This is a genomic window from Paenibacillus wynnii (genome assembly GCF_000757885.1).
Taxonomy (GTDB): domain Bacteria; phylum Bacillota; class Bacilli; order Paenibacillales; family Paenibacillaceae; genus Paenibacillus_AQ; species Paenibacillus_AQ wynnii.
In genome coordinates, this window is the sequence record NZ_JQCR01000003.1 from 676,035 (window position 1) to 698,816 (window position 22,782).

The 22,782-nt window shown below is 44.7% G+C and carries 19 protein-coding genes; 18 read left to right on the plus strand and 1 reads right to left on the minus strand.

All coding sequences use genetic code 11. From position 1 onward, the window contains the following. Window positions 1–44: 44 nt before the first annotated feature. From PWYN_RS18340 to PWYN_RS18420, 17 genes are all read left to right on the plus strand, one after another. On the plus strand, window positions 45–998 hold the full coding sequence (locus PWYN_RS18340; protein WP_052088110.1) for a carbohydrate ABC transporter permease: 954 nt from the start codon (window positions 45–47) through the stop codon (window positions 996–998). Next, window positions 995–1,858: a carbohydrate ABC transporter permease gene (locus PWYN_RS18345; protein WP_036655000.1), complete on the plus strand. Its 864-nt coding sequence runs from the start codon at window positions 995–997 to the stop codon at window positions 1,856–1,858. Before PWYN_RS18340 ends, PWYN_RS18345 begins: the two co-directional genes overlap by 4 nt. An 84-nt stretch (window positions 1,859–1,942) precedes the next feature. Continuing rightward, window positions 1,943–3,667 (plus strand): cache domain-containing sensor histidine kinase, encoded by a 1,725-nt coding sequence (locus PWYN_RS18350; protein ID WP_036655002.1) that lies wholly within the window; start codon window positions 1,943–1,945, stop codon window positions 3,665–3,667. 26 nt (window positions 3,668–3,693) lie between these two features. Beyond that, entirely contained in the window at window positions 3,694–5,040 is a 1,347-nt protein-coding gene (locus PWYN_RS18355) for an ABC transporter substrate-binding protein (RefSeq protein ID WP_036655005.1), read from the plus strand. Between the two features lie 18 nt (window positions 5,041–5,058). Beyond that, window positions 5,059–6,657 carry a response regulator gene (locus PWYN_RS18360; protein ID WP_036655008.1) on the plus strand — a complete coding sequence of 533 codons (1,599 nt, stop codon included), beginning with the start codon at window positions 5,059–5,061 and terminating at the stop codon, window positions 6,655–6,657. Window positions 6,658–6,854: 197 nt separating this feature from the next. Further along, window positions 6,855–7,919 (plus strand): Delta(5) desaturase DesA, encoded by a 1,065-nt coding sequence (desA, locus tag PWYN_RS18365; protein WP_036655012.1) that lies wholly within the window; start codon window positions 6,855–6,857, stop codon window positions 7,917–7,919. Window positions 7,920–8,079: 160 nt separating this feature from the next. Beyond that, a complete protein-coding gene (locus tag PWYN_RS18370; RefSeq protein ID WP_036655014.1) occupies window positions 8,080–9,216 on the plus strand; it encodes a sensor histidine kinase in 1,137 nt (378 codons plus the stop codon). Beyond that, window positions 9,213–9,815, plus strand: a complete 603-nt coding sequence (locus tag PWYN_RS18375; protein WP_036655017.1) for a response regulator transcription factor — start codon at window positions 9,213–9,215, stop codon at window positions 9,813–9,815. The genes PWYN_RS18370 and PWYN_RS18375 overlap by 4 nt, the downstream gene beginning before the upstream one ends. Before the next feature lie 164 nt (window positions 9,816–9,979). Next, entirely contained in the window at window positions 9,980–11,419 is a 1,440-nt protein-coding gene (locus PWYN_RS18380; RefSeq protein WP_036655019.1) for an SWIM zinc finger family protein, read from the plus strand. A gap of 27 nt (window positions 11,420–11,446) precedes the next feature. Next, on the plus strand, window positions 11,447–13,297 hold the full coding sequence (locus tag PWYN_RS18385) for a HEAT repeat domain-containing protein (protein WP_036655021.1): 1,851 nt from the start codon (window positions 11,447–11,449) through the stop codon (window positions 13,295–13,297). Between the two features lie 27 nt (window positions 13,298–13,324). Further along, window positions 13,325–14,428: an AAA family ATPase gene (locus PWYN_RS18390; protein ID WP_036655023.1), complete on the plus strand. Its 1,104-nt coding sequence runs from the start codon at window positions 13,325–13,327 to the stop codon at window positions 14,426–14,428. After that, window positions 14,425–16,719: a DUF5682 family protein gene (locus tag PWYN_RS18395; RefSeq protein WP_036655026.1), complete on the plus strand. Its 2,295-nt coding sequence runs from the start codon at window positions 14,425–14,427 to the stop codon at window positions 16,717–16,719. The genes PWYN_RS18390 and PWYN_RS18395 overlap by 4 nt, the downstream gene beginning before the upstream one ends. Before the next feature lie 2 nt (window positions 16,720–16,721). Further along, the gene (locus PWYN_RS18400) at window positions 16,722–17,936 is read left to right on the plus strand and encodes a VWA domain-containing protein (RefSeq protein ID WP_036655028.1); all 1,215 of its coding nucleotides are present in this window, start codon (window positions 16,722–16,724) and stop codon (window positions 17,934–17,936) included. Window positions 17,937–18,120: 184 nt separating this feature from the next. Next, window positions 18,121–18,300 carry a DUF3934 family protein gene (locus PWYN_RS18405; protein WP_036655030.1) on the plus strand — a complete coding sequence of 60 codons (180 nt, stop codon included), beginning with the start codon at window positions 18,121–18,123 and terminating at the stop codon, window positions 18,298–18,300. Between the two features lie 91 nt (window positions 18,301–18,391). Continuing rightward, window positions 18,392–19,159, plus strand: a complete 768-nt coding sequence (murI, locus tag PWYN_RS18410) for a glutamate racemase (RefSeq protein WP_036655032.1) — start codon at window positions 18,392–18,394, stop codon at window positions 19,157–19,159. Window positions 19,160–19,326: 167 nt separating this feature from the next. Continuing rightward, complete coding sequence (locus tag PWYN_RS18415) at window positions 19,327–20,607, plus strand: ArsB/NhaD family transporter (RefSeq protein ID WP_036655034.1); 1,281 nt, start codon at window positions 19,327–19,329, stop codon at window positions 20,605–20,607. 25 nt (window positions 20,608–20,632) lie between these two features. Next, window positions 20,633–20,911 (plus strand): hypothetical protein, encoded by a 279-nt coding sequence (locus tag PWYN_RS18420; RefSeq protein ID WP_036655036.1) that lies wholly within the window; start codon window positions 20,633–20,635, stop codon window positions 20,909–20,911. 55 nt (window positions 20,912–20,966) lie between these two features. On the opposite strand, the gene PWYN_RS18425 is transcribed toward PWYN_RS18420, so the two are convergent. Beyond that, window positions 20,967–21,656 (minus strand): hypothetical protein, encoded by a 690-nt coding sequence (locus tag PWYN_RS18425; protein WP_036655038.1) that lies wholly within the window; start codon window positions 21,654–21,656, stop codon window positions 20,967–20,969. 90 nt (window positions 21,657–21,746) lie between these two features. Here PWYN_RS18425 and PWYN_RS18430 point away from each other — a divergent pair, with 90 nt between their 5' ends. Further along, window positions 21,747–22,724: a S66 family peptidase gene (locus tag PWYN_RS18430; protein WP_036655041.1), complete on the plus strand. Its 978-nt coding sequence runs from the start codon at window positions 21,747–21,749 to the stop codon at window positions 22,722–22,724. Window positions 22,725–22,782: the final 58 nt, after the last annotated feature.

The following is a 22,782-nucleotide window of genomic DNA, read 5'->3' on the forward strand; positions in this document are numbered from 1 at the left end:
CTCTGTGAACCCGGATTTATCCGTATATTAACTGGAGGTGTGACATGGCACAACCTGTATTGATTAGTCCGCATGCCGAGAGCAAACGTCCTTTTTTAACTGAACAAAGACGGAGCCGCATTACTGCTTATACCTTCATATCTCCATTCTTTATTCTGTTCTCGATATTTGGACTGTACCCGATATTCTTCACGATTTATTTGTCTTTCTTCAAATGGGATGCTATGGGCCCTATGAAATTTGTGGGCATGAAAAACTATGAATTGATTACGAGTGACCCTACCTTTTGGATATCTTTCAGCAATACGCTGATTATGGGAGTCATGGGAACCATTCCCCAAATCATTTTGGCACTCTTGCTTGCAGTACTGCTGCAGTCAGGAATGACTCGCTTTAAGAAAACGTTCCGTGTTCTATTTTTTATGCCCAATATTACTTCGATTGTGGCGGTTACCTTGGTATTCAGCACCCTGTTCGGTAATAACGGGATGATAAACTGGATGTTAAATGGACTAGGACTCGAAAGCATGGCCTTTAACTCCGGTTGGTGGGGTGTGAAAATAGCAATTTCCACGATGGTGATGTGGCGCTGGACGGGTTATAACGCAATTATTTTCCTATCTGGACTTCAGAGCATACCGACAGACTTATATGAGGCGGCTCGAATTGACGGTGCGAACAGAAGGCAGCAGTTTACCTTCATTACATTACCGTTGTTGAAACCGTTTATCGTCTTTGTAACTCTAATTTCGACCATTGGCGCCCTGCAATTATTTACGGAACCTTATGTATTCCTAGGTCAATCGGGAACAGGCTCAACACGGCAGGAAGGTGTTACTATGGTAACTTATTTGTACAGTGAGGCATTCCGTAATGGATTCTTCGGTACGGCAGCAGCTACCGCGGTTATGCTGTTCCTAGTTACGATCATTTTCTCTGTCATTAATATGCTGGTCTCTAGCCGCATGGGCGGAGATACAGGAGGGAGAAAAAAATGAGTACATTAGGTGCTTTTCGCAAGAAACCGGACGATATGGGGTTACTCGGTAAAATCGGCTTTTACTTCATTCTCATTCTTGGAGCTCTAGCCTCTGTATTCCCCTTTTATTGGATGTTCGTTGTTGCATCAAACGATAAAGGTGCAGTGTTTCATGTCCCACCGCTTCTAACCTTAGGAGATCAGTTCATAGATAATTTCAAAAGAGTGCTGGAGAAGTCAGATTTCTTCCAAGCGATCGGAAATTCCTTGTTCGTTTCATCGATGGTTACGATTTCTGTAGTATTTTTCTGTACATTGGCTGGATATGCCTTTGCCAAGTATGAATTTCCGTTTAAAAATATATTGTTTTATTTTGTCATTGCTACACTGTTCGTACCACAGCAGCTTGGGGTTTTGCCAACGTATGTCATTATGGCCAAGCTTCATTGGATCGACTCCTTCAAGGCGCTGATCGTTCCTGCCATGGTAAATGCCTTCGGGATTTTCTGGATGCGTCAATATATTTCCACAGCAGTACATACAGAACTGATTGAAGCAGGCCGGATTGACGGAGGCGGACATTTTCGAATCTTCTGGAACATTGCGATCCCGGTTATTACTCCGGCGATGGCTACACTAGGTATTTTGAATTTCATGACGGTATGGAATGACTTCTTCTGGCCTTTGGTTGTGTTAAAAAGTCGGGAGCATTACACGATTCAAATCGCATTGCAGCAGCTGTTTACGACGCGGGACGGTATCGATTATGGGATGATTATGTCAGCGACCTTTACAGCAACACTGCCATTACTTGTTGTATTCCTATTGTTCAGCCGTTGGGTTATAGCCGGTCTTACCTCAGGAGCCATAAAAAGCTAAGATTACTTTTTCAGTGCAAGCAAGGACTTTTGAGCATGATGAAGAATACTAGAGAACAGAGACAGCAGGAGGAAGGGAAAGACGATGAAGCTCCGCCGTAAAATCTTGTTCGCTATTATTCTTCTCGTGTTTATTCCTGTGATATTAATGGGAACCGTAACGTATATTAATTTCTCGAATGCCATGGAGAAGAAATCAAGTAATTTCTACTGGATCTCTCTTCTAGAGACCGACCGTAAGCTGAAATTCGCACTCAGTGAAATAGCCTCTATTTCAAATTCCGCCATCACACAGCCAGCCATTCAACAGACACTTAAGCAACCTGAATTTGTTATTACTTATGACCGCAAACAAGAAATCAATAACCTGCTGATCAATCATCCTATGATTACTTCATTCAGTCTTTACAGTAAGGATCAGCTGTTATATCAATATAATGCACCCATGTCTTATGAAGATATGAAAAAACAAATTTGGTACGGTTCAATGGAAAGCGCTGAAGGGCGCCCTGTTTGGTCCGGTCCCGGGGAGAATGGATCGGCTCAAGCCGGAAATCCTGTACTTATTCAAGCCAGAGTCATCAAGGATTATTACTCGTTGGAGGATATCGGGTACCTAGTCGTGTATGTGAAGCCGGATCTGCTAGATCAGATTTTTTGGGAAGCGGCTACCTTGAAGAAAGGTGATATTCTGCTTGTGAATAAGCAAGGGAATATAGTCTTTAATAAATCCGGTGAACACATTGGGCAGCGGACAGATTTCCCTTTCCTGGAAAGTCATTATTCCAAAGAGCAAGACTATTACATTGACTATTATGAGGATGAGAAATCTCTGATTACTTTCCTCCCTTCGCATAATTTAGATTGGTATTTGGTAGCGATTACACCGATGAATCTTATTTCCTCGGAATCGGACACGATCCGCAACATTGCGATCATCTTGGTCATGGTATCCCTGCTATCTGCCGTTTTGTTTGACCGTTATTTCGTTACTCGACTCGTACGTAGTATTAACAGTGCAGTGAACGGAATGAAGCGGGTGAAACAGGGGATATTTATGCCCATCACTACACCCCATCGCGCGGATGACGAAAGCGACCTGCTGATTGACGGATTCAATCAGATGAGTACGCAGATCAATGAGTTGATTGAACAGGTGCAGACCGAGCAGGGGCGCAAGAAAGAAGCGGAGCTGCAGGCGCTGATGGCCCAGATCAATCCCCATTTTATCTATAATTCACTGGAATCCATTAACTCAATGGCTGTACTGCAAGGGAATAAGGATATTAGTAAAATGGTGATCTCTCTCGGCAAGCTGCTGCGTATCAGTATCAGTCAAAATCAGGAGCTTATCCCGCTGCATATGGAGTTTGAACACGTGCGTCATTACTTGGATATTCAGAAATTCCGTTTTGAGGACAAATTCTCCTATGCCATTGAAATTCCTGAGAATCTCAGAACCTATATGACTCAGAAACTGATTGTACAGCCTATTGTAGAAAATGCTTTGTACCACGCCATTGAGCAGATGGAGAATCCGGGTACGATTGTGCTTGAGGCGAGTGAGGTCGGTCCTGACCTTATCATTATGGTGAAGGATAACGGGCCCGGCTTCGACCTTTTGACATTGCAAAGTCTTTGGGACAAAGAAACCGGCAATCAGAAGAAATACAATGACAGCGGTGTAGGACTCAAAAATGTGCACGAACGCTTAAACATTCGTTTTGGCAGCCCGTACGGCATTCTTGTATGTTCATCCCCTGGGTTCGGTTCAACCATCCGCATCCGAATACCAAAAATACTACCTTGAACATCAGGGACAAAGGGGAGAATGCCGTGAAGTGGCTAATGAAATGGGGATGGATTCTGCTATATGTCGTTTCTATGACCAGTGCCGTTCTGTTTATCACCCTTGGTGACCGGGAACCTATAGAAGATCAATCGCCGGATAAAATAACGCTGACGTTCCGCCACTTCTGGATGAAGGAGCATGACCGTCCGCTGCTGAGTATTTTTGAAGAGATCGTGAGTGACTATCAACAATCTCATCCGAACGTCAAAGTGAACTTTGAAGGCCTCGATCAGACCATCCACCGTGAACAAAAGCTGAAGAGCGAGATGGTAACCGGTACGCCTCCGGATATGTTTGTATTGTTCGGCGGGGCAGAGATGGAGCCGTATATACGGTCCAACCGACTGATGGATTTATCTGACTTTGTAGAAGAGAATGGGCTGGGCAACCAGTTCAAGGATATTCATCTGTGGACATTAAACAAACATATCTATGGCTTGCCCATTGAGGGGAACGCCGAACCTTTGTATTACAACAAAACTCTATTCAGTAAGCTGGACCTAAAGATCCCTGAGACCCTTGCGGAATTGGACGCAGCTATCATTAAATTGGAGAAGAACGGATATATCCCTTTTGCACTGGGGAATGAGGACCGGTGGCCGGCGGGGATTTTTGCCCAATACTTGATGGATAGGTATGCCGGTTCTACGCTTATCAATAATCTGGTGACAGGGAAAGACCAGTCTACATTTCAGAATATAGAATATGTTCAAGCCTTCAACCATCTAGATAAATGGGTAAAAGACGGTGCTTTCAGTCCGGGAGCTAACGATCTATCCACGGAGAAGGCCGTTCAACTGTTTACCAACGGAAAAGCTGCTATGTATTTGAACGGGAACTGGGATATTAATTTATTCTCCGGCGGGGATACGCCAGCTAATTTTCAAAATGAGGTGGGGGTTATTTCATTCCCTACGCTAAAGGTTGGGGAGGAAGCTTCCATTGCCGGCGGGTATACGATGGGAATCGGTTTATCCTCTAATTTAAATGGAGCTAAGCGGGAGGCGGCGTTAGAGCTGATGAAAGCTTTTTACACGAAGGATGTGCAGACTCGTATCGTATATGAAGGTTTGCGTATTCCGTCCATGCAGATTTCCTTTGATCCCGAGAAGACAGGACCTGTATTTGCTCAGGTTATGCGCCTCATGGAGGAGAGTCGTCTGAGCTTTGTTCCCTATGACAATGTTTTGTCACCGGAAGTGAAAAAGACGTTTTTGAGTGTAATTGAAGAAATGATTGATGGGAGTAAGGATTCTGACCATGCACTACGGCAACTACAGTCGGCTTCTGAGCAGTACTGGAAACTGATCCAAAGCTCTAACGTTAATTAATACCTGGGGGTGCTGCAATTGGGAGTACAACAAGAGAAATACAAAGTGATATTGGTCGATGACGAGCCCATCATTCTTCGCAGCTTGAAAATGGCCATTCCGTGGAATGATCTTCAGCTCGATATCGTTGGTGAAGCCAGGAACGGGGAGGCAGCACTTCGCCTGATCAGTGAATGCTCTCCGCATATTATTATCAGCGACATCCGAATGCCTGTTATAGATGGAATTACCTTAATGAAAGAAGTGCTGTCACGCAATTCCAAGCTTATTTTTATTTTTATAAGCGGCTATGGGGAGTTTGAGTATGCTCGTGAAGCATTGCGGCAGGGAGCTTTTGACTATTTACTGAAGCCCATTGATCATGATGAGCTGACGGGCATGCTAACCCGGGCTAAATTAAGGCTGGACCAACAGAAAGAGAATGATCAGCTGCTACATTCGGTACATATGCTGTCCTTATTAGCCAGAGAGCGTATGTTTGCAGAATTCACTTTGGGCAATCCGCGTCCCTTACAGCATTTACAATGGCTAGAGAACAGTGAGCTGGAGGGAGATTATTTCATGGCAGTCGTCCAGCTCGACCATTATGCGTCTCTGACTACGAAGTGGAGTGCCGAAGAGAAACGGCTATGGCTGTTCGCGGTCCGGAATATAACAGAGGAATGGTCCATGGAAAATGGCGGGATGACGGTGTTTCCTTTTCATAACGGGGAGTGGATTATCCTGTTTCCGGGTTCACTAAGCAGCGAGAAGGTAAGTCTCGGAGAAAACTTGACTCGCTCGATTATAAGATACTCCAAATTATCTTGCTCTGTAGGAATTAGTCGCAATACGCGTGGTATTGATCAATTAAGCACCATCTATCCATTGGCGGCAAAAGCATTGTATCAACGTTTCTATTCCGGTCAGTCTGGAGTTTATATTGATGAAGACAAGTTAATTCCAGGGAGTCGGGAGATTAAATACCCTAAGGAATTAGAAGCCGCGTTAATGGACAGTATCCGAACCTTGGATTTGGAGCGCATGTTAACCCTTTTTGATGAGGTGTCAGCGGTGATCGAAGTGCAGGCCCTTCCCAAAGAAATAGCTGAGCGGCTCATCATTGAGATGGTTGTTGTGCTGTATAGACAATTTGAGCATTTAAATTTATTAGCAGATTGGTCCTTGGATGGTTTGCTGAGCAAGCTGCATACGCTGGAAACCCTAAGTGAGATGATTGACGCCCTGAAGCAGGAATTTCGGGAATGGATGTTGCAAAGCAACAAGACCGTGACCCGTGAGGACGGACGAAGTGTCATTGAGAAATCCATACGGTATATCGACAGTAACTATCATAAAGATCTGAGCATTGAGGAAGTATCCGAGCTGGCGGATCTTAGCATTAGTCATTTCTGCACGCTGTTCAAGCAAATTTCCGGCTATACCTTTTTGGAGTATGTCACGTACTGCCGCATGGAGAAAGCGAAAAATATTCTGCAGAACAGTAATGTAAAGGTATACCAGATTGCACCGCTTGTCGGTTACCAGGACTCCAGATATTTTACCCAAGTGTTCAAAAGAGCTACAGGAAAGACTCCTACGGAGTATAGGGAGCAGAATGCTAAAGAGGTAAATTAGGCAAGATGTGGCTGAATGGACGCTCCGCGAACGGACCGTTGCTACAATCGCAAACGATTAATCTTGCTCTTGAGTATGACAAATGTCATACTCTCCACTTGATGTTTATGACTAACAAATCGGGGATACAATATCTATAATTAAAAATAGATACATGTAGATTTTCTTGCCAGAAACATCAAGGAGGAACCCTTACGATGAATAAAGATCACACCAAACAACTTATCAACTTAAAAAAGAGTGTTGCCCCTTACGAAAAATATGATCGAGAAGCGAGCATTAGACAGCTTGTGAATACCTTGGTGCCGCTTGTGTTTTTATGGTACGCAACATATCTCAGTCTGTCTGTTTCCTACTGGCTTACGCTCTTGTTGGCGGTTCCGACAGCCGGTTTTGTGATCAGAACGTTTATAATTTGCCATGATTGCTGTCATGGATCGTTCTTTAAAAGTCGTAAGGCCAACGATATTATCGGCACCATTACGGGAATCATTTCCCTAGTTCCGTATCGGCAGTGGAAGCATAGCCATTCCATTCATCATGCCGGAAGCAGCAACCTCGATAAAAGAGGAATTGGTGATATCTGGATAATGACTGTTGAGGAATATGAGGCCGCAAGCGCCTGGAAGCGTCTATATTACAGATTCTACCGTCATCCGTTGGTGATTTTCGGGATCGGACCGATTGCAGTCTTTGTTATTCAATACCGCTTTAATGCCAAAGGCGCAAAACGCAAGGAACGGATGAACACCTATCTGACTAACTTCTCTATTGCTGCTGTGTACGGATTACTTACTTGGGCTATCGGCTGGCAGGCTTTTCTTCTGGTTCAGATCCCTATTGTATTTGTTTCTGGTTTTCTTGGAATTTGGATGTTCTATGTTCAGCATCAGTTCGAGGATACGTTCTTCGAGAAGGAAGAAGATTGGAGTTATGTCCAAGCAGCGGTAGAAGGAAGCTCCTACTATAAACTGCCTAAGGTGCTCCAGTGGATCACGGGCAATATCGGATTCCACCATGTCCATCATTTAAGTCCAAAGGTACCTAATTATAATTTGGAAAAAGCACATAACGCCACACCGCCGCTCCATAAAGCTACGACCATCACCATTAAAACAAGTCTTAAGGCGCTCCACTACCGCTTATGGGATGAGGAGAATAAAGCCTTTATCACTTTCAAGCAGCTAAAATCCAGACTTCGCAATCCGGAACACGCGGCTGAGGATCTAATTATTAAACAGCGAAGATTACAAAATGAATAGCGCATAAAAGTGCAGACCATAAGCAGTAATTCAGAGGGAGATTAAAGCCGAGCAATGCTTACCGGTTTTGATCTTCTTCTCTTTTTAATGTGGTTTACCGGATACGGTCAGGTTTATGCTAAAATAAGGGTATCAATTCATTGGAAAAAGGATGGCGGACATGCAGAAGTGGCATCATATCTTTCACAAAAGTACGGGTCTAAGTCCTTATGTCTGGGCTGTTTTTTACATTCTGCCTTTTTACTTTATCTTTCGATCCTCCTCCATGTATGAAGTGGTCTCCGGGATTATCATGATAGCTGTTTTTTTCATATGTTATGTGCTCTCATTTATATCCAAAGGCTGGGTCGTTTATTTCTGGACAAGTGTACAGATTGTGGTCTCTATCGCGATGACACTGTTGTTCGGATATGTATACTTTGCGCTTTTCCTGGCATTTTTCATTGGTAACATACAGAATCGTATCGGGTTCTTTACCCTATATTCAATACATCTGGTGACGACAATTGTTACGATTAACTATGGATTACTTTCGCGGAATCCCGTGTTCATTACCCAGCTGCCCTTTGTACTTGTCAGTATGATTGCTGTTGTGCTGCTTCCAGTGACCACCTATAACCGCAACAATCAGGATAAGCTGCAAGGTCAGCTGGAACATGCTAATAAGCGTATTTCCGAGATGGTCAAGCAAGAAGAACGTCAGCGGATTGCCCGTGATCTGCATGATACACTGGGTCAGAAGCTGTCACTCATTGGGCTGAAAAGCGATTTGGCCGGCAAGCTGATTACCAAAAATCCGACGCAAGCGATTTCTGAGATTAATGACGTACGCCAGACGGCAAGAAGTGCCTTGAAAGAGGTGCGTGAGATGGTCACGCAGATGCGAGGTATTCGGTTGGAGGATGAGCTGCTGCGGATACGACAGCTTTTAGATGCTGCTGAAATTGAATTTATATTGGAAGGCAACCCGAAGCTGACTAATACGTCACTTATTACCGAGAATGTCCTAAGCATGTGCATTAAAGAAGCCGTTACCAATGTGGTTAAGCACAGTAAGGCCGAGGTCTGCCATATCATTATTGAGCCGTCTCGGACGGACCTCATGATTAAAGTGCAGGATAATGGTGCAGGAATTTCAGACAATAATGTATATTTTAAAGGACATGGATTGCAAGGAATGAGAGAAAGGCTAGAATTTGTAAACGGCTGTATGGATATCGTTAGCGATCAGGGTACGACCCTTGTCATTAAGGTGCCCAATGTATTTAAACAGGCCGATCAGGAGGCTAATATATGATAAAAATTGTGATTGCCGAGGATCAGCGAATGCTGCTGGGCGCATTGGCTTCGCTGCTTGATTTGGAAGAGGATATGAAGGTAGTGGGCAGGGCAAGTAACGGGGAAGAAGCCGTAAAGCTGGTGCAGATCCATAAACCGGATGTATGTATCATGGACATTGAGATGCCGGCTATGAGCGGTCTTGAAGCCGCAGAGGCGATTAAGGGGTCAGGTTGTAAGGTGATGATTCTCACGACTTTCGCCCGGGCAGGCTACTTCGAACGTGCAGTAAAGGCTGGGGTTAATGCTTATCTGCTGAAAGATAGCCCGAGTGAGGAGCTGGCGCTCGCTATCCGCAACGTGATGACCGGGCGCCGGATATACGCCCCCGAGCTTATGGATGAGGCTTATGGCGGCGAATCTAATCCGCTCACACAGCGGGAGAAAGAAGTTCTAGGACTAATAGCCGACGGCAAAAATACGAAGGAAATCGCCAGCCAGCTGTACATCACAACTGGAACTGTACGTAATTATATCTCCGTGATCTTGGATAAGCTTGGTGTTGGCAACCGGATTGAAGCTATTACCCGTTTCAAAGAGAAGGGCTGGTTCAAATGAATGAGCAAGGGTGTCTCATAAAGCCATGAAAATGGTTGTGGGACACCTTTTGTTAAAATTATAGGCAAACAGATGATCTTGTTTGCTGGGAATGGGTAATAATATCCAAGCTGATCTATTATATATAAAAACTATTATATTTACTGAATAGGGAGGGAACTTATTTGGTTGAACTTACATCTTCTTACGTGGATTCACTCGCCCCTAATGCCGCAGCCATTAAGAACGGTCAAGGACTTGTAAGGAAGAGAAGCTTCGTGCAGCTTAACCGTTCAGAAAACGGAGAATTACTCTTCGGACAATGCTCAGGCAGCGGGAAATCCAACTATGAATGTTCTGTAGATTTTATGTCCCCGGATAAGCCGGTATTCCGTTGTACCTGTCCTAGCAGGCAATTTCCATGTAAGCATGTGTTGGGCCTGATGTATGCTTCTGCAGAAGGTCAAGCATTTACGGTAGACGTTGTACCTGAGGATATTACCTTGAAGCGTGAAAAGGCCGAGAAGCGTGTAGAGTCCAAAGTGAACCAACTGACGGAAGAAGCCGTATTAAAGCCTAAAAAAGTGAATAAGTCTGCATTAAAGAAAAAAATCACCACGCAGTTGGAAGGACTGGATGTACTGGAGAAGCTGATCCTTTTCCTGATTCGTGGCGGACTGGCTACGATTGACAGCAAAACGATATCTCATATTCACGAGCATGTGAAACAGATGGGGAACTATTATTTATCAGGTGCACAAGTAGAGCTTCGACGGTTCGCGCTGCTGTTGTCACAGGATCACGATCGTGAGCAGAGCTATACATATGCCGTAGATCAATTAACTCGGCTTCATTCATTCATTAAGAAAGGCCGGACCTACTTGACTGCCAAGCAGGAGGACCCGGAGCTTGCCCTGGATCATGAATCTACAATTGAAGAGTGGCTCGGCCATGCATGGCAGTTATCGGAGCTGAAAGAATGCGGCCTGATAAGGGAAAATGCAGAATTGCTTCAACTAGCCTTTTATAGCTATAACGATACCGCTCGTCAGGAACATGTAGATATAGGCTTCTGGATGGAAATATCCAACGGAGAAATACACCGCACGATACAGTACCGGCCCTACAAGGCTGCTAAGTTTATCAGAGAGGATGACAGCTTCTTTGAGGTTGCTCAGATTCCGGCTTTAAATAGATATCCCGGCGGTATGAATGCCCGTGTACGGTATGAGGAAATGATCCCCAGACCTCTGACGGCAGCTGACTTGACCGAAGTTACAAACAGTGCACAGCGCTCTTATGCGGAGGTCATTAAAAAGGTGAAGAATCAGCTCAAAAATCCACTCAGTGATACTTCACCGGTTGTACTGCTGCATGTATCTAAGCTGAGCCAAACAGAAAGCGGCCAATACGCAATCGAGGATGAGACTGGCGAGTTGTTAGTCCTTGAGGATCTTTTATCTTTGCCGCAAGGGACGGTTTCCTTTCTTCCTTTTCTTGATCCCATACAAGTAGAAGACAGTTCGGTACTGGTGATGTTCGAACACCGTATGGATCAGGGAAGGCTTATCGCGCAGCCTCTGACGTTTATTACTCGAACTCTTGTCACCCGCCTTTTATACTAGCAGAACCATAAGTTGGGAGGATCAACGATGAGTAAAGATTTATTGCAGGAGCTTCATCAAGAGGTAAGAAGGCTCTATATTGCCGGAAGTGATTTGGCGCCGGGAGATTTCCGGTTAAAGAGGCTTTTACCGCAGTTTGAGCAACTTGGGACACGGGCACCTATCTTTAAGAAATTAGGGGAAGGCATTACCGAGCTTCTGGAAAGTTCGGAGGGTCAGGGGCAGGAAACGGCTATAAAGCTTCAGAATCTCACCTCGCTACTAGGTTCAGTGCTGCGTACTCAAGGCTCAACTACACCTGACGGTGTGTCTGTGGACCTTAGTTACCGGCCTATAAATTTGTCAACGAGCTTCTCCTACCGGAAGCTGGCACAGGTGCAAAGAGCACTAACTACAACTGGAAGCGGACGCTACGAAATTGTAACTGAAGCATTTGCACAAGGAATATTCCGGGATTTACGTCTATTTCCATTAGCTATTAAAGCGCTGGATGATCCATATGTGGAGATTGCTGAATTCGCTAAAGATAAGATTCTTCCTGCCTACGGACAGCCAATAGTCCCGCATCTACTAGAGATCTTCAACCCCTCCGGCAGCAAAAGTGAGGTTCGCAAGCTACAGGTCATCCGCAAAGTAGGCGGTACTGAGGTCCTTGGGGTGATCTACAATGCAGCAGAGAATGGAACGGACGATATTAGAGTAGAGGCAATCAAATGCCTATCGGGCTTTGATGAATATGTGCAGGCACTGCTGCAATGGACGAAGAGTAAGAAAAAAGTGATTCGGGAAGCTGCCTATGAAGCCTTAGCCTCTGGGGGTACTTTGCTAGGCAGAGAACGGCTATATGAAGCTTTTCTAGGAAATGACAGAGGGCTGGTAGCGGAAGCATTGGTGAAATGGCCGTCTCCACAGTTGACGGAGCAGTTGTCACCTCTTTTTATGGCTGAGCTTAAGCAAGCTCCTATAGAGACGGATGATAAGAAAAAGTGTGAGGCCGTATTTAATACGATCGGCCCCTTTATAACCGCTTTAGAAGAGCAACGAAATAAACAGCTTGATGAGATTTACAGCTATGTTGTGAAGGAATATAAGCAGTTCCTTGCTCTGGGTTGGATTCCATTAATTGATCAAGCGGCATTATACCTGGAGAAGACCGGTTCAATGGAAGCCTTGGAACTGCTTCAGGTACTGGAGAAGCAGAACCTGCGTTATTTTCCTCATTACTTCAGAGCCGCAAGGATGCTAATGTCACCGAAGGATATTTATAACCATTTTACTGGGAACCTAATCGATAAATTAAAATCATTTGTATCGAAATCTGCGCTTCAGCGTGAGAAACAGCTCTTGGAAACTCTTGAGACTCAAGTTATGCACTGTACACAGTTGGTTTATGAAGTACCGCCGGAGTTAGACGGAGGTGACACTCATTACACACTTGAGATGATGTCTGCAGAGGAGATTTCAACACAATGGGATCCCCGCTGGCTGGACTGGCTGATCGAACGGGATTCAATGGATCTAGTCTGTGCATTTGCCCGACCTGGGCATAAGGCTGCTGAGGAATATATATTGAATAAATTGCACAATGAGCCAATCGGCAGAAAAAATTACTACTCCGATGACGTGAAACATGTCCTCATGGGCCTAGAGCGTACGGGGATGGAAGAATCAGAACGATTAGAGCTGCTGATGACTGTATTAGAGAACAGAAAGCGGTATCATCCGTACATGTTTGATTATTATCTATTTGATATGATGCTCCGCTTCCCTATAAGTTATATCAGCCGCATTGAGGCTGCCGCTACGCAACATAAATATGAAGCCAGCCGACAGTTGGAGGTTGTATCTAGACATTTGCACAACAAATCACGTATCTAGCGCCTTAAATGAAAAGGAGATGTATCGATGACTATTGGGCAAGATCAACTTCAGGATTACATGCGACTGCCTGCAGAGATGCTGTACAGTGGGGAGTTGGAAGCCCTTCGTAAAGCAGATACAGGAAAGATTCCGTCAGGCTGGCAAATGTCACCCCGCTCGGTGCTGACATTCATTGCAGGGGGTAAAGCCGGTAAAACGGAAATTACCCCCAAATATATCGGCAATACGCGTCTGATTGAGATGGCTATTGCAACGCTTGTTACTGACCGGGCACTTCTCCTTATAGGAGAGCCAGGTACCGCAAAATCATGGTTGTCTGAGAATTTGGCGGCGGCTATCTACGGGAATTCGGGGCTGGTTGTTCAAGGAACTGCAGGAACTAGTGAAGAACATGTTCGCTATTCTTGGAACTATGCGATGTTGCTAGCAAACGGCCCAACACCGGAAGCGCTTGTGAAAAGCCCAATTATGCGGGCAATGGAGAGCGGGGGCATTGCACGCTTTGAAGAAATCTCTCGCTGTGCTTCAGAAGTTCAGGATGCTCTGATCTCGATTTTGTCGGAGAAGACGATTTCTGTTCCTGAGTTGGCCAAAGAGACAAGCGCGCGTAAAGGGTTCTCCATCATCGCTACTGCGAATACAAGAGACCGCGGCGTCAACGAGATGTCAGCAGCGCTGAAAAGACGCTTCAACATTATTGTGCTGCCTGCTCCGGCGGATATCGAAACAGAGCTTTCGATTGTCAAGAAGCGGGTTCGTGAGATTGCTTCTTCTTATGAACTGCAGGCTTCTTTTCCTGCGGATGAAGCGTTGCTTAAGGTGGTTACTATCTTCCGCGAGCTGCGAAGCGGCATGACGCTGGATAAGAAAGAGAAGTTGAAATCACCTGCCGGTGTAATTTCTACTGCTGAGGCAATCTCCCTATTAACCAACAGTATGGCGTTGGCTGCCAGCTTCGGCACTGGAGAGCTTACAGATGCCGACTTGGCTTCCGGGCTACAAGGAGCAATTGTGAAGGATGATGACAAGGATAAGCTGGTTTGGAAGGAATACCTGGATAATGTAATGAAGAAAAGAGGAGCGGAATGGCGGGGACTCTACCAGGCCTGTAAGGAGATGAACGAGTGACATCGAAAGCGGATGCTCCAGTGCATATTTTCGGGGTGAGACATTTATCTCCAGGCGGTGCGAATCATCTTCTGAAGTACTTGGATAAGCTTCAGCCTACAGCGGTTCTTATAGAAGGACCTACGGATGCCACAGACGAGATCAGGCATTTGACGAATCTGGTTACGAAGCCACCTGTCGCTATATTAGCTTTCACCGATGAGATCCCGGTGCGCACGGTGTTATGGCCTTACGCCGTTTACTCTCCCGAGTATCAAGGCATGAAATGGGCTCAGGAGAACGGTGTCTTCTGTTCATTCATTGATCTTCCTTCCTCAGTGACACTTGCGATGAAGGATACTTTAGGACGGTCCCCACAGCAAGAAGCCGATAAGGAGCTTTCTATATACACACGAATAGCAGAGCTTGCCGGAGAATACGACTATGACATGTATTGGGAGCGCAATTACGAGCACAACGCAAGTGAGGATGCATACCGGGATGCGATTTTGTGCTTTTCTGCGGAGATGAGAGAACTGTCCGAGGAGAAGGAGATGCGGGAGCAGCCTGCAGAGTTTGCTTATAATTATGTTCGGGAGTCTTATATGCGGCGCCAAATCAAGAATACAATTGCCAATGGTCACGATCCGCACAAGATTGTGGTGATCTGCGGTGCTTACCACGCAGCAGCCTTAGCTGATCTAACGGAAGCCATGAGCGATGAAGAAATGACAGCGTTGCCCTCGCGGAGTACTAAGTTGACTCTGATGCCCTACTCGTATTATAAGCTTTCCACAATGTCCGGGTATGGTGCAGGTAACGGAGCGCCCCATTACTTTGAGATGATGTGGGAGGCTATGGAAGCTGGCGTACCAGAGGAACTGCCGCATCTTTACTTATCTTCTATAGCAAGACACATGCGGGGAAGCGGAACCCAGCGATCTACTGCTGAGGTGATAGAAGCTGTTCGGTTGGCGGAATCTTTGGCCGCATTGCATGAAGGCAGCGCGCCTACTTTGCGGGATTTGCGTGATGCTGCTCAGACTCTACTGGGTCACGGAGATCTTACAGTTGTTGCAGAAGCCTTGGCGAAGCTTGACGTGGGGACAGCTATTGGGAGCCTCGCTGAAGGTGTAAGCCAGACTCCGATTCAGGATGATTTGAACCGTTATCTGAAGAAATTGAAGCTGGAGAAATATAAGACAACGGTGGCAACCCCTTTGTCATTAGACCTTAGAGAGAATCGCAGAGTTTCCTCCGTGGAGGCTGCATTTTTGGATCTGAACCGTTCCTTTCTTTTCCACCGCCTTAGTTTGCTCAGCATATCCTTTGTGAAGAGCCAACCCAGTGGACAGGATGGGGCAACGTGGGCGGAGAACTGGATTATCCAGTGGACACCTGAGGTAGAGATTCAGGTTGTTGAGTCCACATTACTGGGTGAGACCATAGAGGTAGCCTGCGGTTATGTTCTTCGGGAGAAGTTAAATGAATGCCAATCCATTGCTGAGGCCTCGGCTCTGATCCGCATGTCTTATCATTGCGGTATGACGTCACAAATGGAAGACGGTAGAAGAACACTGCAGGATCTGGCTGCAGACAGCCGAGATGTTGTGCAGATAGCTGCGGCGGCCCGTGAGCTGTCCATGATTATCAACTTTGGAGATATCCGCAAGATCGATACTGAACCTCTGGTTCCGCTGCTAGAACAGTTGTTCATGCGCGGCTGTCTATATCTCTTGGATAACAGCAATTGTAATGATGAAGCCGCAAGCGGCCTAATTACAGCAATGAATGAGTTGAATAGGATTGCGCTTGATCATAGTGAAACTGTTGATGAGCGGTTATGGCTACAGGAGCTGTTGAATTTGTCCGAGCGCGACGACCGCAACCCTCGGTTATCCGGATTTGCCTGTGCCATACTCATGGAGCGTGGAAAAATCACAGTTCAGCAATGCGCTGTCGAAGTCTCAAGGCGTTTATCGCCGGGTATTCCAGCAGATTTGGGTGCGGGCTGGTTCGAAGGGCTTTCCATGCGTAATCGGTATAGTCTGTTATCACGGCTGAGCCTGTGGGAACAGCTCAATGAGTATATTAATTCCTTGCAGGATGAAGAATTCAGACGTGCACTTGTATTTTTAAGAAGAGCATTCAGCACCTTCTCAACGAAAGAAAAGACGATGATTGCGGAGTTGCTTGGTGAGGTATGGGGAGTGAATGTTGAACAGGCTGCAGAGGTCCTTACGGGTGAACTTAAGGAGGAAGAGACAAAAATGCTGGATGATCTGAATGATTATGACTTCGAGGATTTTTAAGGATGATGAATCGCAGAGAAGCAAGTTCAGTCTCTCGGTGGCGGCTGATATTGGGCCAAGAAGCGGAAGGACAGTTATCTAATTACTGTGAAGATGGAAGAATGGCTCTAACCGATGAGGAGCGGATTATGGATGCTGCGCTTGCGGCCATTTATGATGATACAGGAACAGTAGTAGGAGGTTCTTCCTCCGGGACCCGATCAGGAAAAGGAGCCGGGTCAGGCCATGCCGCTATCCATCTTTCCAAATGGCTTGGGGATGTTCGCACTTTTTTCGCGGAGGATGTTGTATCCATTATTCAGAATGATGCCATGGAACGTAAAGGCTGGAAGCAGCTGCTCTTCGAACCGGAACTGTTGGCCACTGTGAAGCCGGATATTCAGCTTGTTGGCACACTCCTGTCACTGAAGGGGAAGATTCCCGAGAAAACCAAAGATACAGCACGGCTGCTCGTCAAGGCCGTAGTCGATGATCTCGTAAAACTGCTGGAAACGGATATTCGCCGCGCTGTTACCGGTGCACTCAACAAGAGACAACATTCTCCTCTGCCGTCCTTAAGCGGTCTTGATTGGAAGCGGACTATTGGGCGGAACCTGAAGCATTATGATCAAGAACGGGGGATTATTATCCCGGAGCGCTTCTACTACTATGACCGTGCTCGCCGAAGTAAAGAATGGACAGTGATCGTAGATATTGACCAAAGCGGATCTATGGCAGATTCGATTATTTGGGCCTCAATTATCGGTTCAATCTTTGCCTCTATTCCATCTTTAAGCACAAGAGTAGTCGTGTTCGACACTGAGGTTGTGGATTTGACGGAACAATGTGCGAATGATCCTGTAGATATGCTGTTTGGCATTCAACTTGGCGGTGGAACCGACATCCATAAATCAGTAAAGTATTGCGAACAGTTTATTGAAGAGCCGAAGAAGACCCTGTTCATAATGGTTTCGGATCTATATGAGGGTGGCAATCAATCCGCATTGATCCGCCGAATGCGTGACCTCAGAGAGTCAGGGGTGCGAACGATGTGCTTGCTGGCCTTGTCAGATCATGGAAAGCCTTATTATGATGAGCATTTGGCAAAACAGCTGTCACGTGATGGGACACCCTGCTTTGCCTGCACACCTGCTCTGTTGCCAGCATTGGTGGAAGGCGCACTAAAAGGGCAGGATCTTGCAGAACTCTCCAAGCGTTTGGGAACCCTTCAAGGCTAGACCTCTAGGCAGGAAAAAAAGCGATTTTAAATAGGAGTAATTTATTAAATAATAAACACAGCAGATTTTTAAAGGTGTGCCTGACGGTTGGTTTGTGTTATTCTTAATATTCTGCTGAATTAAATGGTAAGATAGATATATGGATTAAATACATGAATGCTGAACATTGAGGAGAGATCGACATATGAGTGCAAAAAGTAAGGGTGGCGGCACAGGACGCGGTACGGGCAGTAAAGGCTGGACGCGTTGGAATAAAACGGCTAAGCCTATTAAGATCAAAAAGGGTGTGCCTGCTGGACCTGGGGCAAAGGGATCAGAATCAACAAAAGGCAGCAATTCCGGTAAGAGTGGAAACCGCATCTAAACCCATTTAATAAGTAATATGACCATTTACCATAGCTTCAACATCCGGCATAGTGTATGTATGTGCTGGTTTTTTTATAGGAGTGTGAGACATGAGGATCGCGTTTTTGGATTCAGGGATCGGTGGGATCACCGTTTTAAATGAGGCATTGAAGCAACTGCCTGACGAAAACTATTTGTTTTTCGCAGATACCCTACATGTTCCGTACGGAACGAAATCCATGGAAGAAGTTAATGCATGTGTTAAACAATCTGTAGACATAATAATGAATGAGCAAGTTAAAGCACTGGTTATCGCATGTAATACAGCAACAAGTTCAGCCATTTCAGAACTAAGAAGCTCCTATAGTATACCTATCATCGGGATGGAGCCTGCGGTCAAACCTGCTGTGGAAATGAATCGTACAACCGGTAAAAGAGTGCTGGTCCTCGCCACTGAACTGACTTTAAAGCAATCCAAATATACAGAGCTGGTCTCTCGTGTAGATGATCAGTGCATCGTGGATTCGATGCCTCTACCTGAACTTGTGGAGCACTGCGAAGCACTTAACTTCGACAGGAAGAATATTCAGGATTTTTTTACAACAAAACTGGCAGCCTTTGACCTAGATAGCTATGGCACAATTGTACTAGGTTGCACACATTTTCCTTACTACACCGACATCTTGAAAGAGATGCTGCCTGAACATATTCAAGTGGTTGATGGAAATGCCGGTACTGTAAATAGGTTATCCCAAGTATTGCAAAGCACAGATCGCATGTATTCAAATAGCTCGTCAAGGATAGAATATATGTGCTCCAATAATGATCCGGAATACATTAAGAAGATGAAAAGGGCAATGGAAATCCTGCATCTTTAATCTTGACTTATTCATGGTGATCATTGTATTCTTAATAAATTATTACGAAGTGAACTGCTTAATTTCATATGGGTATACAAAAACGGAGGAGCCTGTCACCAAGGGCTTCTTCTTTTTATTTTCAGCTATACAAAATTATCTTTTGGAAAGTGGAGGAATTAAACATCATGGAACAGCAAGCAATCTGGGCGATAGGGATTTTTCTAGTTATTTACGCACTAATTATTTCTGAAAAGATACATCGGACAATTATAGCCATGATCGGTGGATTACTTATGGTTGGGCTAGGAATTGTTGATCAGGAAACGGCCCTGCATCATATTGATTTCAATACTCTTGGCCTTCTAATCGGGATGATGATTATTGTAAGCATAACCGCGGATACGGGACTGTTTAAATATATAGCCGTCTGGGCCGCCAAAAAGTCTAAAGGGAATCCAGTCAGCATACTCATTGCCTTGGCGCTGATTACAGCTGTCGCATCGGCGTTTCTGGACAACGTGACAACAGTGCTGCTTATGGTACCCGTGACCTTTAGTATTACACGTCAGCTTCGCGTGCCGCCGCTTCCCTTTTTATTAACGCAAATTATTGCCTCAAATGTCGGAGGTACAGCTACACTAATTGGTGATCCGCCAAACATTATGATTGGTAGTGCGGTTAAGGAATTAACCTTTCTTGATTTCATCATCAACTTAGCTCCGATCGCTGTTATTGTTTTAATAGTTTATATCCCTATCTTCATCCTTTTGTTTCGCAAACAAATACAAACAACGCCAGCGTTAACCAAGAGTATTATGGATATGGATGAAAAAGAGCTTATAACGGATTCTAAATTACTTCGTAAATGTCTAGCTGTATTAGGGCTTACCATTGTTGGTTTTTTCCTACATCAGACTTTACACTTAGAGTCAGCTACAGTGGCATTAGCCGGAGCTTTTCTACTGCTTCTTCTTACTGGAGAGCATATGATGGAAACAGCATTTACAAAAGTAGAATGGACCACCATATTTTTCTTCGTAGGACTGTTCGTTCTAGTTTCAGGTCTCGTAGAAACAGGTGTAATCGCCAAGCTAGCTGCACAAGCCATCGAATTAACTAACGGCGACCCGGTTGCGACCTCCTTACTAATTTTATGGCTCAGTGCCATAGCATCAGCCTTCCTGGATAATATCCCGTTTGTTGCAACTATGATTCCTATGATTCAAGAAATGGGCAATATGGGTGTAAGTGATTTGGAGCCTTTATGGTGGAGCCTGGCTTTGGGAGCCTGTCTGGGGGGGAATGGATCTCTAATTGGGGCAAGTGCCAACCTTATTGTTGCCGGCATGGCAGGTAAAGAGGGCCATCCGATTAAATTTATGCAATACCTGAAATACGGTTTTCCACTTATGATTTTATCTATCGTTATCTCGAGTTTTTACGTATACTTTAGATACTTAATGTAGTGATAAAAGGGAGCGAAATCTCAATATGGAACTAACCTATCAGATTAACAAGGAATTTATTGAGCTCACAGAAACTGAGATGGAAACGGATGTTGAATTTGAGATTCGAGTTTTAGCGGAAGCTAAGTGGGCAGGAATGAAGAAAATCCAAAAATTCTTTGAGGAAGATAGAGTGTATACGGATGTATTATTTTATGCCTACGAGAACCACCGCTTCCGTGTAATTGTTCGAAAAGATTATTATGTTGATTTTATCCTGGCGTTAATGAAGCACCGCTTTATAGAAAGTGCAGCATGGAGTTAATCTAAACATCAGTGCGTTCCGACATAAACATCGGCACGCACTGTTTTTTTAGTTTTTAGAGGACTTGGATTTCAATTATTCTACCAGTTAGCGAATGGATAAGGGTTAAGGTGGTCTTGTCTGGTGTGAGATAGTGAAGTTTCACGGCATAAACAAGAGGAGTTCCCGGACGTAAAGGTAGGTAATAGCTTTCCACTTCGGGTTCTTTTGCGAGAGCACGCGGGATCAATCCTAACGCCCTTCTAACCGCTTGTTTTTCTGAAATAGCTGCATGCATGGGTCGATGAAAGAGCTGACGTTCCAAATTCGGATGTATGGTGCCTTCTACCTTTCGTATGACACCATCACTACCCATTTCTACGACTAACTGGTCCTTCCAGACGGGTACCTGGAACAGCAGATGTTGAAAATGAACCCTGATTACATTTGTTTTCTTCTCGACTTTGACCACCTTTAGATCGCGACTTAGATTTTGAAGACCGTATAATGTTCTTAATTTATTAAGAAACCCTCGTGCTATCCATTCCGGTGAATGTTTGGATGGCATGGACAATTTCCCTGTGATCAATGAGGGAGTATTAATATTCGAGTTCCATTTCACATCCATAGTCCCATGGCTATCCTTCTCTAATTGATGAAGAACAGAGGTGGACTTAGGTAGCTTCTCTTGAGCGAATGTATGTGTGTTTAAAGGGCTAAATAGCGTAACACACATAACTAGAATGAGGCTGAATATTTTGTACATGTAATGATCCCTCCTTTAAGGTTCTATGTTCATATTTTTTACAACCAGAGAAGGATCTAATCAAAAGATCATAAAAAAAGGATGTGTATTATGAGAGCAGAAAAGTTAAAAGCAGGGGATGAGATACGGGTAATATCACCTGCGGAAAGCTTATCGATTATCACAGCTGAGAATATAGAACAGGCCGTAAGGCATCTAAAGAAATTCGGGTTTGAGGTCACATTTTCAAAACATGCATCTGAAAGAGATGATTTCGATTCATCGGCGATAGAATCCAGAATAGAGGATTTACACGCTGCTTTTCTGGATCCGAGGGTCAAGGGGATATTAACAGCCATAGGTGGTTTTAATTCTAATCAGTTACTTAGAGATATTGATTACTCGATCATCAAGAACAATCCGAAGCGTCTATGCGGCTACTCCGATATAACAGTGTTAAGTAATGCTATTTATGCAAAAACAGGATTAATTACATACTCCGGACCCCATTTTTCAACCTTCGCCATGCGCTATGGGAATGATTATACACTGGATTATTTTCAGAAATTAATGATTGAGAAAAAGGATATAACAGTTGGACATTCCGAGCAGTGGAGCGATGATCTGTGGTTCTTGGATCAGGAGAATCGTAACTACGAAAAGAATCAAGGCCCGTATACCATAAACCAGGGCGAAGCGAAGGGGACTATAATTGGCGGCAATTTGTGTACATTAAACCTGCTGCAAGGCACGGAGTACATGCCTAGTCTAGCTGACTCCATCCTATTTTTAGAAGATGATTATGAGGTCTCACCCGCTACATTTGATCGAGATTTGCAATCACTAATTCATCAATCGGGGTTTGAACAAGTTAACGGAATCGTTATCGGTAGATTTCAAAAAGCATCAATGATGACAAGGAATTTATTGACGAAAATCATTAAAACGAAAAAGGAGTTAGCTGGGATTCCTGTGATAGCCGATGTGGATTTTGGACATACAGCTCCTTTAATTACATTTCCAATTGGTGGGCGGGCAAAGATAAAGGCATTTGAGACAGTGACGGAAATAATAATATCGGAGAATTAGGCTTAAAAGCATCGGGAGATTACGAGGTCTATGTAGATCTTGAGATCTCCTTTTTTAA